A 13,849-nucleotide genomic window follows, 5' to 3' on the forward strand; every position below is an offset into this window, starting at 1 on the left:
CCGGATCGGATCTTCCCGGCGCTCCTGGTCCCCCGGGACTAGTACCGCGGTCGGGCCACCGGCTACCGCAGGCAGGCGTCCGGGAGCAGGAACCAGCGGAGCCTCTCGAAGGCCGGTGGCAGGTTCAGGCGGGTGCCGTCGCTGGGGCAGGTACGGGCCGCGAGCAGGGTGCGGGCCTCGGCCAGGTAGCCGGCCAGGGCGTCCTCGCCGGTGCGGGCGGCCGGGACCGGGGGAGCGGTGACCGTGCCGTCGGCGTTCAGGTGCAGGTCGGCCAGCCGGATCGGCGGCGGGGTGTGCCGCAGATGGGTCCAGCGGCCGGTGTGCGGGTCGAACCGGTAGTCGGGCAGCAGCCGCGCGCCGTACCGGGCGGCCAGCAGCACCGCCTCGATCAGATAATCCGCGACCGTGTCGGTGATGAAGTAGTTCAGGTTGAGGCGGCTCCAGCCTGGTTTGATGCCCTCCCAGCCGTCGATGATCTCGCCCCGGAACTCGCGGGAGTGGGCCTCGTCGATGCCGAGGAGGCGGTGGCCGTAGGGGCCCGCGCATGAGCATCCGCTGCGCGCCTGGATGCCGAACAGGTCGTTGAGCAGCGCGGCGACGTAGTTGTGGTGCAGGTGGCGGTGACCGGCCCGGATCTGGAACGAGATGATCGACAGGCGGTGGGCGTCCAGGTCGCCGAGGATCTCGATGGCCGGTTCGGTCGCCCACCGGGTCCGGGCGCGCTGCCACAGTTCCTGTTCACGTTCCTCGATCACCGCGGTGCCGACCGCCTCCTTCACCGCGAAGACCAGTCCGGCCCGGATCGATTCGACGATCGCGGGGGTGCCGCCCTCCTCACGGGCGACCGGGTCGGTCAGGTAGCGGTGCCCGCCCGGGTCGACGTAGGCGACGGTGCCGCCGCCGGGCACCACCGGCACCGGGTTGGTCATCAGCCGGCGGTGCACGACGAGCACGCCGGGGGTCTGCGGGCCGCCGGGGAACTTGTGCGGGGACAGGAAGATCGCGTCCTTGCCGTCCATGGTGATCGGCACGTACGGCCCGGCCGCGGCATAGTCCCAGATCGACACCGCACCGTGTTCCCGCAGCAGGCGGCAGACTTCGACGGTGTCCGTACGGATGCCGGTCACGTTGGAGGCCGCCGAGAAACTGCCGAGACGCAAGGGCCGATCGCGGTACGCGACCAGAGCCGCCCGCAGCACCCCGAGATCCACGTGGCCGGTGTGGTCGGCGTCGATCTCGACCACGTCGGCGATCGATTCCCGCCACGGCAGTTCGTTGGAGTGATGCTCGTACGGCCCGACGAACACCACCGGACGTTCGGAAGGTGGGATCCGGGCGCTCCACCCGTACCGCCGATCGAGGTTCTCCGGAATGCGCAGCCCGAGCAGACCGGCGAGCTTGGCCACCGCGGCCGTGGCCCCGGAACCACAGAAGATCACCACATGGTCGGGGCTCGCACCGGTGGCCCGGTGGATGATCCGGCGGGCCTCCTCGCGCAGTGCCCCGGTCTGGGCTCCGGTCGCGGACGCCTCGGTGTGGGTGTTGGCGTACCGGGGCAGGACGTGGTCGCGCAGGAAGTCCTCGACGAAGTCGAGTGCCTGGCCGGAGGCCGTGTAGTCGGCGTAGGTGATCCGGCGCGGCCCGAACGGCCCGTCCAGGGTCTGCCCGGTGCCGACGAGTCCGTCACGAACGCGATCCAGCATGCTCATGACCGGGGCCCCATTCGACGAAGTTCGATGGACCCCCAGTCTGCTCAACTCGTGACATGTATTCCAGGACTGTTTCGTGCGGATCCGGCGTCAGACCCGGAAACGGGCGACCAATGTGGTCAGTTCCGATGACATCCGGGCCAGTTCGGCGATCGCCTGCTGCGTCTCGGCGACGCCCAGGCTGGTGTTCTGGGCCGCCTGGGCCACGCCGGTGATGCTGCGGGAGATGTCGCCGGTGCCGGAGGCCGCCTCGCTGACGCTGCGGTTCATCTCCGCGGTCGTCGCGGTCTGTTCCTCGACGGCCGAGGCGATCGTCGTCTGGAAGTCGCTGATCCGGCCGATGACCTCGGAGATCTGTTCGATCGCGGTGACCGCCCCGGCGGTGTCGCTCTGGATCGTCTCGACCCGTCGCGAGATGTCCTCGGTGGCTCGGGCGGTCTCCTGCGCCAGGTCCTTGACCTCGGAGGCCACCACGGCGAAACCTTTGCCGAGTTCCCCGGCGCGCGCCGCTTCGATGGTGGCGTTCAGGGCCAGCAGGTTGGTCTGCTCGGCGATCGCGGTGATCGTCTTGATCACGTTGCCGATCTCGGCGGACGAGTCGCCCAGCTTGTTCATGGTCGCCGACGTGGTCGCGGCGAGGCTGACGGCTTCGGCCGCCACCTGAGCCGCCTCGCTGGCGTTCTGCGAGATCTCCCGGATCGACGCGCCCATCTCCTCACTGCCGGCCGACACCGTGTCGACACTGCGGGAGATCTCCTCGGCCGCGCTGGACACCGCTACCGACTGCTGCGAGGCCTCCTGCGCCGATCCGGCGATCTGGGCGGCGGTGCTGGTCATCTCCTCCGCGGCCCCGGCCAGCGACAGCGCCGAACTCTCGATGGTCCGCACCGCGTCCCGCAGCGACTCGGTGGCCAGGTCCAGGGCACGGCCCATCCGGCCGGTCTCGTCGTCGCTGGTCAGCCCGGTGCGGTGGGTGAGGTCGCCGGCGGCCAGGGCCTCGGCCACGTCCTGGACCGTACCCAGCGACTTCACGATCCGGGTCGCCACCCAGTAGCCCAGGCCCAGGGCGGCGATCAAACCCACGATCAAGATCACCAGCTGGGTCGTACGGCTGGACTCGTACTCGGATTTGGCGAACGCCGCATTCTTGGCCGCGTCCGCGGTCTCGGCCTGGTCCAGTTCGGCGAGGTCCGCGGCCATCGCCTCGACGAGCGGCGCCACCTCAGCATCCCGGATCTTCGACCAGGTGGCGAGCTGGTTGGCCGCTCCCGCGGGCAGCAGCTCCTCCTTGGCGACGGTGACGTACTCCTGCCACTGGGCCTCGAGATGCTCGAGCGTGTCCATGTTGCCGGCCGGGAGACTGTTCCGGTAGGCCGTGAACGCGGTGGCGACCGTCTCCAGGTCGGTGTTGAACGCCTCGGTGTACTTGGTCGTGCCGGCCTGGTCCGGCGACAGCGCCTGGTTCGTCAGGTCGACCCGTGCCTGGTTGACCGCCGATTTGATCTGGCCGACCGCCTTGATACTGGTGATGTTGCTCTCCGAGATCAGGTTCGCGGTCTCGCTGCTGTTGGCGAGCGCGATCAGCCCGAAGACGCCGACGATCACGGCCACCGTCGCGGCGACCGCGATCGCACCGAGAATCTTGATCCGGACACTGAGGTCGGCGAATGACGGCACGTGATCAAGGTAGGCCGCACCGGACGTTCATGCGGCCCACTTACCGGTTCCGCTCCCCGCTATCAGGTGGGGCCGAGCATCGGCGCGTTGTCCACGTCGGCGAGCTGGCCCGCGACGTGCCGCCGCAGCGCCTCCCGGTAGTACCCCGCGAGGCTGGTGAGCTGCTGGATCTCGTCCAGTGCCGTGGCCCGGCGGACGGCCAGGCCGTCGAGCGCGTCCGCGTGCCGGCGCACCGCCTCGCTCTCGATGGCGGCGGCTCTCGCCTGGACCTCCTCGGCCAGCTGGCCGGCCCGGTCCCGGGCGTCGGCGATCAGGCCCTCGGACTCGCGCTGGGCGTCCCGCAGATGCTCGTCGGCGGTCCGCTGGGCCATCGCGAGTACCCGCAGGTTGCCCTCGCCGCTTCCCGGGCCGGGCCGGGGCCCGCCCTGATGCGCCCGATCCAGTTCGGCCCGCAGCTCCCGCGCGTTCTGCTCGGCGAAGTCCCGCTCCTGCTCCATCCGCTGCAGGTGGGCAGCCAGAGCACGGACCTCGTCGTAGTCGCCGGGCGGATCACCGTGCTGGACGGCCATGGTGCGGAGCGTGCCGTTCTCGGTGAGGAGCCGGGCCAGTTCCCGTTCGGCCTCGTCCAGGAAGGCGTCTACCTCCTCCTCCACATACGCACCGCGGCCGACGGCCGGCTTGGTGAAGGAGACGTTGTGAATGTCAGCGGGGGTGAGCGGCATGCTGCTCCCTAGGAGACACCGTCGCGAGTCGCACACGTTACGCGCATCCGCCCATGAACGGATCCCCCTAACAGGTCATCAGAGAGTCACGAGGCCGTCGCCATGTCGTGCAGCATGCTGGTGATCACGTCGGCGCCGACCGGCTTGGCGAACAGGTAACCCTGGCCGTAGGTGCAGCCCAGCCCGGTCAGCAGCGCCTGCTGGTCGGGCTGCTCGATGCCCTCGGCGACGGTCTGCAACCGCAGTGCCTTGCCCAGGCCGACCACCGCCTCGGCCAGCGCGGCGTCCTCCCGGTTGGCGGTGATGCCGTCGACGAACGCCTTGTCGATCTTCAGGATGTCGATCGGGAACCGGCTCAGGTACGACAGCGACGAGTACCCGGTGCCGAAGTCGTCGATGGCCAGCCGCACACCCAGCTCCCGCAGCCGGTGCAGGACCACCACTGTGGCGTCCACGTCCTCCATCAGCATCGACTCGGTGATCTCCAGAACCACCGTCTCCGGCGCGATCCCGGTCTCGGTCAGCACGTCGCGCACCGTGTCCAGCAGGTTCGGCTCCTGGAACTGGCGGGCCGACAGGTTGACACTGACCCGCATCGTGTCGGCGCCCGGGATCTCCCGGTGCCAGCGGGCCATCTCCTGGCAGGCCACCCGCAGCACACCCGCGCCGAGCGGGACGATCAGGCCGGTACGTTCGGCGTGCGCGATGAACTCGTTCGGCCCCAGCAGGCCACGTTCCGGATGCTGCCAGCGGACCAGCGCCTCCACCCCGATCGGCCGGCCCGACGGCAGGTCCACGATCGGCTGGTAGAACACCACGAACTCGTTGCGGTCCAGAGCCCGCTCCAGCTCGGAGCGGGCCTCGGCCTCGGCGACCGCGGCGGCGAACATCGAGTCCTCGTAGCTGACGGCCCGGTCCCGGCCGGCCTTCTTGGCCGCGTACATGGCCAGGTCGGCGTCCCGGATCAGCTCGTCGGTCAGATCGATGTCGCTGCTCTCGCCGGCTTTCACGGTGGCGATGCCGATGCTGGCGCTGCCGCCCAGGACGTTGCTCCCGATCCGGACCGGCTCGTGCACCGCTGCGAGCAGCCGCTGGGCCAGCGAGTGCAGGCCGATCTCGTCGAGGTCCTCGACCAGTACCGCGAACTCGTCGCCGCCGAGCCGGGCCAGCGTGTCGCCGGGCCGCACGGTGGCCGCCATCCGCCGGGCCTGGGCCAGCAGGAACTCGTCGCCGGTCAGGTGCCCCAAGGTGTCGTTGACCTTCTTGAAGTCGTCCAGGTCGATCAACAACAGCGAGACCCGCCCGGCGGTACGGGTGTGCCTGCGCACCGCCGTACCGATCCGGTCGCGCAGCAGGGCCCGGTTCGGCAGCCCGGTGAGTGGGTCGGAGATCGCCTGCCGGTCCAGTTCGCCGCGCAGCGCCTTCTGCGTGCTGACGTCCCGGATCGTCAGGATGACCGCGCCGATCAGCGGGTCGTGCAGGTGATTGGTGCCGATCACCTCGACGTCGAGGTAGCCGCCGTCCCGATTGCGGCTGCGCGACTCGATCCGGCCGGTGTGCCGGGGCGGGCCGGCGATCAGCTCGCCGAGGAACCCGGCCACCCGTTCCTTCTCGTCCGGATGGATCATCGCGGTCAGGGCGTCCATGGTGAGTTCGCCGGATTCGTGGCCCAGCACCCGGCCGGACGACGAACTGACGTAGCCCACCCCGTCGGAGTTCACCGCCAGGATCGCGTCCGAACCGTTCTCCAGCAGGGCGGCCGTCCGGTACCCGACCTCGTCCCGCTGCTCCTGCTGCAACTGCCGGTTGTGAGTGGTGATCGCGCACAGCACGGTCACCACCGCCATGATGATCAGCAGCGACAGGTTCAGGTAGTTGTCGTGCGCGCCGTCCAGGGCCAGCACCGTCAGGAACCCGGTGACGGCGGTCGCGCCGACCCAGAGACCGTCGCGGACACCGCAGGTGGTCGCCGCGGCCACCATGATGGCGAGCGCGCCGGCCGGGAACATCACGGTGCCGTGCGGGTCGGCGACCGAGAACAGGGCGTGCGCGACGAGGGTCGCGATGTAGACGCCCGCCAGCATCGGCCGGATCTGTGGCCGCGCCGCCAGCTTCTCCAGCGGCAACCGGGTCGCGGCGGCGAGCACCAGCATCGACAGCCCCAGCGGCACCAGCGCCCAGCGCGTCTCGGCCGGCCAGTCGAAAGCGACCCGCACCAGGCCCATCGCGGTCAGCGCCGTGAAGATCCACAGGTTGTGCCGGATCTGGCGGGCCAGGTGCCCGTGCTCCCGCGACTCGAAGTTCGCCCAGCGTTTCACGGGGCCTTGCATCGGCGCGGACGCCACCGATCTGAGCCCCCGCCGGGGTCCGAAACGCCTGATCATTCGCGGTCTGCAGGCGTAAAGTCAGTCCGTGGGTCGTCGCCCGGGTCGCTCATCGGTGGCGTTGCTGGCGGTGTTCCTCATCAGTCTGACCAGCACCGTCTCGGTGGTTGCCGCCCTGCGGCGCGGGGACGACCGGCTCGTCGAACAGAAAGCCGACCAGCAGGCCCAGGCGGTGGTGCGGGCCATCGCCACCCAGGCCCGGCGCTACAACGAGCACCTGGCCCAGCTGGCCGCCTCGCTCGGGGCGCAGTCGCAGCTCGAGTCGTCGGAGTTCGCCGCGACGACGGCGCCGCTGCGGGGCGCGGTGCTGCCCGGAGTCACCGGCGTGGCATACGTCGTACCCGCCGAGACGTCGCAGGTGAGCGTGGTCCAGGCGTACTGGCGGGCCCGCGGTGTCACCGACCTCCGGCTGGTACCCGCCGGATCGGGCACCTCCCCGCACCTGTTCCTGGTGATCAGGCAGTCGTTCGACGACGACCCGGCACTGCCCGGCGCCGATCTGTCGGTCGTACCGGAGGCGGTCGAGGCCCTGCGCGCCGCCCGTGAGTTACGGCAGGTGATCACCAGCCGGCCGTACCTGCTGCTGAAGGACGCCGACCGGGCCGAAGAGGGAATGGAACCCGGATTCGTGCTGGCCGCTCCGGTGTTCGCCACCTCCCCGGCGGCCGAGAACGGCCGGTTCCGGGGCTGGGTGCTGCTCGGGGTCCGCGGCGGCGAGTTCCTCGAACAGGCCGTCGCCGCCGACGCCGGCCAGTCCGCGGCCGTCGAACTGGCCTCGGTGACCGTCGGCGACCGCAAGATCATGGCCCGGTGGCAGCCGGCCAGCCGGATCGATGCGCGGGTCGCGACGCGGCGGCCCACCATCGACGTCCCGTTGAGCACCTGGCAGATCACCGTGGCCCCCACGGTCGCCCTGCTGGCACACCGGAACCCGTCGGCCGACGTCGTCGCGATGCTGATCGGCACCTTCATCACGCTGCTGCTGATGGCCCTGACCGCAGCGCTGGTCACCTCCCGGGAACGGGCGTTGCGCCAGGTCGCGGCGGCCACCGCGGTGCTGCATGCGGACATCCGCCGCCGCGAGGAGGTCGAGGCTCAGTTACGGCGCCGCAAGGCTGAACTCAAGGGCTTCGCCGGGATCGTGGCGCACGACCTGCGCGGCCCGCTGGCCCGGATCAGCGGCTACATCGACTTCCTCAGCGACGACCTGGGCTCCGGGCTCGACGACCAGAACCGGGACTTCCTGGACCGCGCCGGTAAAGCCGCCCGGCAGATGTCCACCCTGGTCGACGACCTGCTCGGCTTCTCGATCGCCGACAACCAGCGGATCACCGAACGCCAGGTGGACCTGAAACGGCTCGTCGACGACCTGGTGAGCGAGGGCTTCAGCCGCCCGGCCAGCATCGAGGTGGGATCACTTCCGGTCATCGGCGGCGACGAGACCCTGCTGCGGCAGGTCTTCGCCAACCTGATCGGCAACGCCGTCAAATACACCGATCCCGACGACGAGCCGTGGGTACGTGTCAGCGGCCGCCAAGACGGCGACCAGTGGCGGATCGACATCGAGGATCACGGCATCGGCATCCCGGACCGCGAGAAGGAGACCGTCTTCACCGCCTTCACCCGGGCCGACGGCAGCGAGGGCTATCCGGGAACCGGCCTCGGCCTGGCCATCGTGCACCGCATCGTCGAACGGCACGGCGGCGACGTGCGAATCTCCGACAACCCCGGCGGCGGCAGCCGCTTCCACCTGACCTTTCCGCTCCGTATCCCGGCAGGGCTCTCTCAACTCGACGCGGATCCTGCCGAACGGTAGGTACCCGAACCACGCGACGCCCCGAGGGAGAGACCGGCCCCATGCCGATACTGGCGGAACTCGCCGTACCCGCGGCGGTCTGGGACGCGGACACCGGCATCCCGCAGGTCGAGGCGGCCATCCATGCCGACCACACCCTGCCCGGCCTGATCACCCGGGTCGACGGTCGGATCCACCTGCTCGACCGGGCCTACCTGCTCAGCGCTCTGACCGGGCGACTCGGCTACGGCCGCCCCCTGCTGCACCGGCAGGCCCTGCGGGTGCTCTGCCGGGAACGGGAACCCGCCCTGGTCCTACCCGGCGACACGGCCTGGGACGACGCCGCCCGCGCCGCCCTGGCCCGGCCGACCGGCCGCAAAGCGCTTCCGGTGGTCGTCACCCTCGGCGAGCACACCCTCGGCACCGCGCCGGTCGGGCCGCTCGTCGACCACCTCAGCCGGCGTTACCGGACGATGGCTCTGGAGGACGACCTGACCGGGCTCGGCAACCGGCGCATGCTCACCGAACGGGTGACCACGGCCCTCGCCGGTGGTGCGTCGGCGGCCCTCACGATCATCGGCCTCAACCGGTTCAAGGAGATCAACGACAGTCTGGGCCACACGTCCGGGGACGAACTGCTCCAGCATGTCAGCGGGGCACTACGCCGGGAATGCTCCGGCGGCACGGCGTTCCGGCTCGGCGGCGACGAGTTCGTGGTCTTCTTCGACACCGCGACACTGACCGCCGTACACGGCCGGGACGGACTTGCGGAGGCGCTCCGGGACGTGGGTTTCCGGGTGCTGCACGCCATCCAGGGACCGTTCCCGGTCGCCGGCGTGCCGATCACCGTCGAGGCCTCGCTCGGCATCGCCCACACCGGGCAGGACGGGATGGACAGCGTCGGCAGGCTGCTCGCTGGCGCCGACGCGGCGATGAACACCGCCAAACACGACCGCACCCGGATCGAACTGTGGGACCCGGCCCGCCCCTCCCCGCACACCGTCGACCTGGCCATCCAGACGGAACTACGGGACGCCGTCCACCAGGGGCACCTGGTCCTGCACTACCAGCCGCTCGTCGACGCGCACACCCGCCAGATCGTCTCCTTCGAAGCCCTGGTCCGCTGGGCCCACCCGCAGCGCGGCCTGCTCTACCCGGGCGCCTTCCTGGCCCAGGCCGAACGGTCCGACATCATCCACGCGCTCACCGAACGGGTGCTGGCCGAAGCCACCGCACAGGCCGCCGCCTGGCACCGGTCCGGGTGGCCGGTGCCGGTCGCCGTCAACCTGGCCGCCCCGGTACTGACCTCGGACCAGTTCGTCGACTCGATCGCCGGCCACCTGCACCGGACCGGGCTGCCACCCACCGCACTGATCGTGGAGATCACCGAGAGCGCGGTGATGACCCGGCCCGAGGAGAGCGCCCAGCGCCTGAAATCCCTGCAGGACTCGGGCGTACGGATAGCCATGGACGACTTCGGCACCGGCTACACCTCCCTCGCGCTGCTCACCAAGTTGCCGCTGGACGAGCTGAAACTCGACCGGACGTTCATCATGCGCGTCCACGACCGGCAGGAGCAGGTGATCGTGGACGCGGTCGCCCGGATGGCCAACGGCCTGGGCCTCACCCTGGTCGCCGAAGGAGTCGAGGACGAGGCGACCGCCCGTACCCTCGCCGGTTTCGGCATCGACCTGCTCCAGGGCTTCCACTTCAGCCGCCCGCTCCCGGCCGCCGATTTCACCCCGCTGTCCGGCCTCACCCGCGTCTAGGCGACGTCGAGGTCCGTCGTCATCGCGCCCTCTCGCCAGGCCCGCCGCCCCGTCGATCTCCACCACCGTCACCCGCGTGAGGTTGCCAGCCGGGACCAAAGGCCCTACCGAGTGTGGACCTTGGGCCTTGGTGTGGCTGACCGTTTTCTTCCAGTCTGGACCGGACGGCAGGTGGCGCGGGTGGCTGGAGTGTGAGCGCGGTGGGCAGGCAGACACGGGAACGGTCCAAGGATCTGCGCAAGGGGCGGGCGGCGATCGCCGGCCGGACCGGGGCGCTCAACCCGGTGATGATCGGTGGCCTGGTGGTCATCGTGGCCCTGGTCGCGGCGATCGGGTTCATGGTGGTGCGGGCGGGCGGCGGGTCCGGGTCCGTGTCGTCCGGTCCGCTGGTCGTGCCGAAAGGTGCCACCGCCGGGGGAGCGCTGGCCGTCGGACGGCCGGAGGCGCCGGTCAAGCTGGAGATCTACCTGGACTACATGTGCCCGTACTGCGGCAAATTCGAACGGGCCAACACCGCCGAGATCGACGAACTGATCGCGGACGGTACGGCCCGGGTCGAGCTGTATCCGCTGAACTTCCTGGACCGGTTCTCGTCGGGCACCCGCTACTCGACCCGGGCGTCGAACGCGGTCGCCACCGTGGCCGACCGGGCGCCGGACAAGGTGATGGCGCTCAGCAGGGCGCTGTTCGAGAACCAGCCGGCCGAGGGCGGCGCGGGCCTGACCGATGCCCGGATCGCCGAACTGGCCACGGCTGCCGGGGTGCCGCAGGACGTCGTCGGTGTGCTGGCCGACGGGCTCTTCTCGACGTGGGTGACGCGGTCCAACGACGCCGCGTTCGAGGCGGGCATCACCGGCACCCCCACCATCAAGATCAACGGGCAGAAGTACGCGGGTGACCTGTACACCGCCGGCCCGCTCACCCGGGCTGTCACGTCAGCGGCCGGCAACCAGTGACCACCCTGGCGAAGGTTCGCCGGCTGCGCCACTCCGACGCCTGGATCTTCGGCACCATGCTGTTCTCGGCGTGCCTGAGCCTGCTCGCCTCGTTCGTGCTGTCGGTCGACGCGGTGCGACTCGCCGCCGACCCCGGCACCGCCCTGTCCTGTGACATCAACGCGGTCATCAGCTGCGGCACGGTCGCCCAGTCCTGGCAGGCCCAGTTGTTCGGGTTCCCCAACGCGTTCCTGGGCCTGGTCGCCGAGCCGGTGGTCATCACCGTCGCGGTCGCCTGCCTGGGCGGGGTCCGGTTCCCACGCTGGTTCATGTGCGCGGCCCAGACCGTCTACACCGTCGGCGTGGTCTTCGCGTACTGGCTGTTCTACGAGGCGATGTTCCACATCGGTGCGCTGTGCCCGTGGTGCCTGCTGGTGACGGTCTCCACCACGCTGGTCTTCGCCACCCTGACCCACGTCAACCTGCGCGACGGCAACCTGCCGGTCCCGTCCCGCCTGCGGGCCCCGCTGAAGTCGGCGATCGACGCCGACCTGGACGCGGTGCTGGTGACGATCTGGCTGCTGATTCTGGTCCTGCTGGTGGTGTCCCGGTACGGCGCTCAGCTGTTCGCGTGACGGCGGCCCGGATGGCTCGATCCGCCGCCGTTAGGATCTCTCGGGTGACGAACTCGATCGCGCCGCTGCGCTGGTACGCCGGACTCGCCGTGGTGTTCTTCGGCATCGTGCCCGCGGTGATGCTGACCCTGCTGGTGACCGGGAGCGACAGCCCGTTCCCGATGGGTTACCTGCTGATCGGTGGCATCCCGCTGGTCCTGGCCGCGATCGTCCTGGCATTGCGCGGCATGACCGGCGGCGGCGAACCGGAACTGGCCGCGCAGCGGCTCAACCGCAGCATGGCCCTGGTAGCCGGCGCCGACGTCCTGATGCTCGGCGGCAACTTCCTGATCCGGATGGCCACCACCTGAGGCTATTCTGGCCGCGTGTGCGACTCCAAGACGATCTACCGGGTCCACTACGTCTGTGTCCCGTGCCGGCGCAGCAGCAAGCTACCAGGGGACGGCCTGGACCACCCGTGTCCACAGTGCCGGGTGCCGATGGTGAACGCCGGTCATGACTTCGCCGCACCCCGCCGCCGGGACCTGTCCGGTTGGCGCGCGGTGGCGGCGGTGGTCGGTGCCGGGCTGCGCTACGAGGGTTTCGAGGCGTGCGGGTGCGGCCGGGAGCCGCAGTTCCGGCCACGGACCAGTGCGCAGGTCCGCCAGCGCCGCCGCCTTGCCGTCCGCCGCGACGTCCCACTGGTGGAGGCACTGGCGGCCCGGGACCCTTACGAGACCGGCGGTTCCGGGGTCTCCTGACTGTTCGCGCCCGGGTTCCGGGGCGGTCGAACGGGGCTGTGCCAGGGCGGTTGCGTAGTCGGTGAAGGGGTCTGTGAGCTGGGGTTTTAGGTAGCTCTGCGAGAAGACCGGGTCCATGTAGGACGGGTGCGGCCCGTTCGTGATCATGGTGTTTGCGAAGACAACCGTGATCGAGAACTGGACGCACCCGCTGATGACATCATCACTGACCGAGATCGTGCTGCCGCAGCGACCCCCGGGTATGCCGTGCCCGGCGGTGGTCACCGATGGTGATCGCCGGAGCCTGTTCGTCGCGTTGGCGGCGGTGGACGACCCGCGGGATCCGCGGGGCCGCCGGTATCCCCTCGTCGCCATCCTGGCGGCAGCGGTGTGCGCGGTGATCGCCGGAGCGTGCACGTTCGCCGCGGTCACGGATTGGGTGCGTTTCCAGGACCGCACGGTCTGGGCACGGCTCGGATTCGATGACCGGGTACCCGTCGCGACGACGGTGTGGCGGCTGCTGATCCGGATCGACGCCGAAGCGTTGTCGCAGGTCCTGGCCCGCTGGCTGCGCAGCCGGGTGGCTCCGGTGCCGGCTGCCGGCCACTGGTGGCGCCGGGTCATCGCCGTCGACGGCAAGGTCGCCCGCGGAGCCCGGCTCGCTGACGGCAGGCAGGTCCACCTGCTCAGCGCGTACGACACCAGTACCGGCATCGTGCTCGCCCAGGTCCAGATCGCGGTGAAGTCGAACGAAATCCCGGCGTTCACCCCCTTGCTGCGCCAGGTCAAGAACGTGCTGGGCTCGCTGGACGGCGTCCTGATCGTCGCGGACGCACTGCACGCCCAGGTCGGGCACGCCGACCTGCTCGCCGCAGACAGCGCGCATCTGATGGTCACGATCAAAGCCAACCAGCCGACGCTTCACGACCAGGTCAAAGGCCTGCCCTGGAGCAAGGTTCCGATCGGAGCGCAGACCCGCGACACCGGTCACGGCCGTAAGGAGACCCGTACGGTCAAGGCGCTCACCGTCGCGACCCCGGGCGGGCTGGGCTTCGCCCACGCGCAGCAGGCCGTCCGGATCACCCGCACCCGCACGGTCAAGGGCAAGACCAGCCGCGAAACGGCGTACCTGACGAGCTCACTGCCCGCCGGCCAGGCCCGGCCCTCCGACCTGGGCGCATGGGCGCGGGCGGAATGGCAGATCGAGAATCGCCTGCACTATGTACGAGACGTCACGCTTCGTGAAGACGCGCATCAAGCCTGGACCGGCAACGGCCCAGCCGTGTTCGCCACCCTCCGTAACACCTCAGTCGGGTACCACCGCGTCAACGGCGCCACCAACATCGCCGAAGCCACCCGAGAAGCCAACCACCGCCCCCACGACCTCATCACCGCCGTGACCACCGGAAAACCGACCGTGAACAGCGAAAAGGCCACTACGCAATAGCCCTGGGGGCTGTGCCCACCCGTACGAAAAGAAATGGTGTCGCCTTTCGCTCGGGGG

General features: G+C 70.2%; 11 protein-coding genes. 7 read left to right on the plus strand and 4 right to left on the minus strand.

What is annotated here, in order from left to right; translation table 11 throughout:
* Positions 1–62: 62 nt before the first annotated feature.
* The 4 genes from BLU81_RS04880 to BLU81_RS04895 form a co-directional block, all read right to left on the minus strand.
* On the minus strand, positions 63–1,709 hold the full coding sequence (locus BLU81_RS04880; protein WP_092542006.1) for an aminotransferase class V-fold PLP-dependent enzyme: 1,647 nt from the start codon (positions 1,707–1,709) through the stop codon (positions 63–65).
* Between the two features lie 90 nt (positions 1,710–1,799).
* Positions 1,800–3,386 (minus strand): methyl-accepting chemotaxis protein, encoded by a 1,587-nt coding sequence (locus BLU81_RS04885; RefSeq protein WP_092542008.1) that lies wholly within the window; start codon positions 3,384–3,386, stop codon positions 1,800–1,802.
* A gap of 62 nt (positions 3,387–3,448) precedes the next feature.
* Positions 3,449–4,108 (minus strand): DivIVA domain-containing protein, encoded by a 660-nt coding sequence (locus BLU81_RS04890; protein ID WP_092542010.1) that lies wholly within the window; start codon positions 4,106–4,108, stop codon positions 3,449–3,451.
* 86 nt (positions 4,109–4,194) lie between these two features.
* Positions 4,195–6,426 (minus strand): putative bifunctional diguanylate cyclase/phosphodiesterase, encoded by a 2,232-nt coding sequence (locus tag BLU81_RS04895; RefSeq protein ID WP_092542012.1) that lies wholly within the window; start codon positions 6,424–6,426, stop codon positions 4,195–4,197.
* A 94-nt stretch (positions 6,427–6,520) separates the two neighbouring features.
* Between BLU81_RS04895 and BLU81_RS04900 the strand changes: the two genes are divergently transcribed.
* The 7 genes from BLU81_RS04900 to BLU81_RS04930 all read left to right on the plus strand — a co-directional run bounded on the left by BLU81_RS04900 (position 6,521) and on the right by BLU81_RS04930 (position 13,792).
* Positions 6,521–8,308 carry a sensor histidine kinase gene (locus BLU81_RS04900; protein ID WP_092542014.1) on the plus strand — a complete coding sequence of 596 codons (1,788 nt, stop codon included), beginning with the start codon at positions 6,521–6,523 and terminating at the stop codon, positions 8,306–8,308.
* 41 nt (positions 8,309–8,349) lie between these two features.
* Positions 8,350–10,056 carry a putative bifunctional diguanylate cyclase/phosphodiesterase gene (locus BLU81_RS04905; RefSeq protein ID WP_092542016.1) on the plus strand — a complete coding sequence of 569 codons (1,707 nt, stop codon included), beginning with the start codon at positions 8,350–8,352 and terminating at the stop codon, positions 10,054–10,056.
* A gap of 200 nt (positions 10,057–10,256) precedes the next feature.
* A complete protein-coding gene (locus tag BLU81_RS04910; RefSeq protein WP_092556604.1) occupies positions 10,257–11,012 on the plus strand; it encodes a DsbA family protein in 756 nt (251 codons plus the stop codon).
* Positions 11,009–11,626 (plus strand): vitamin K epoxide reductase family protein, encoded by a 618-nt coding sequence (locus BLU81_RS04915; RefSeq protein ID WP_197686120.1) that lies wholly within the window; start codon positions 11,009–11,011, stop codon positions 11,624–11,626. Before BLU81_RS04910 ends, BLU81_RS04915 begins: the two co-directional genes overlap by 4 nt.
* 44 nt (positions 11,627–11,670) lie before the next feature.
* Positions 11,671–11,976 carry a hypothetical protein gene (locus BLU81_RS04920; protein ID WP_231954168.1) on the plus strand — a complete coding sequence of 102 codons (306 nt, stop codon included), beginning with the start codon at positions 11,671–11,673 and terminating at the stop codon, positions 11,974–11,976.
* A 15-nt stretch (positions 11,977–11,991) separates the two neighbouring features.
* The gene (locus BLU81_RS04925; RefSeq protein ID WP_231954170.1) at positions 11,992–12,366 is read left to right on the plus strand and encodes a hypothetical protein; all 375 of its coding nucleotides are present in this window, start codon (positions 11,992–11,994) and stop codon (positions 12,364–12,366) included.
* Positions 12,367–12,559: 193 nt separating this feature from the next.
* Positions 12,560–13,792, plus strand: a complete 1,233-nt coding sequence (locus BLU81_RS04930; protein WP_231954174.1) for an ISAs1 family transposase — start codon at positions 12,560–12,562, stop codon at positions 13,790–13,792.
* Positions 13,793–13,849 lie beyond the last annotated feature (57 nt).

The organism is Actinoplanes derwentensis, from assembly GCF_900104725.1.
In the GTDB taxonomy this organism is placed as follows: Bacteria; Actinomycetota; Actinomycetes; order Mycobacteriales; family Micromonosporaceae; genus Actinoplanes; species Actinoplanes derwentensis.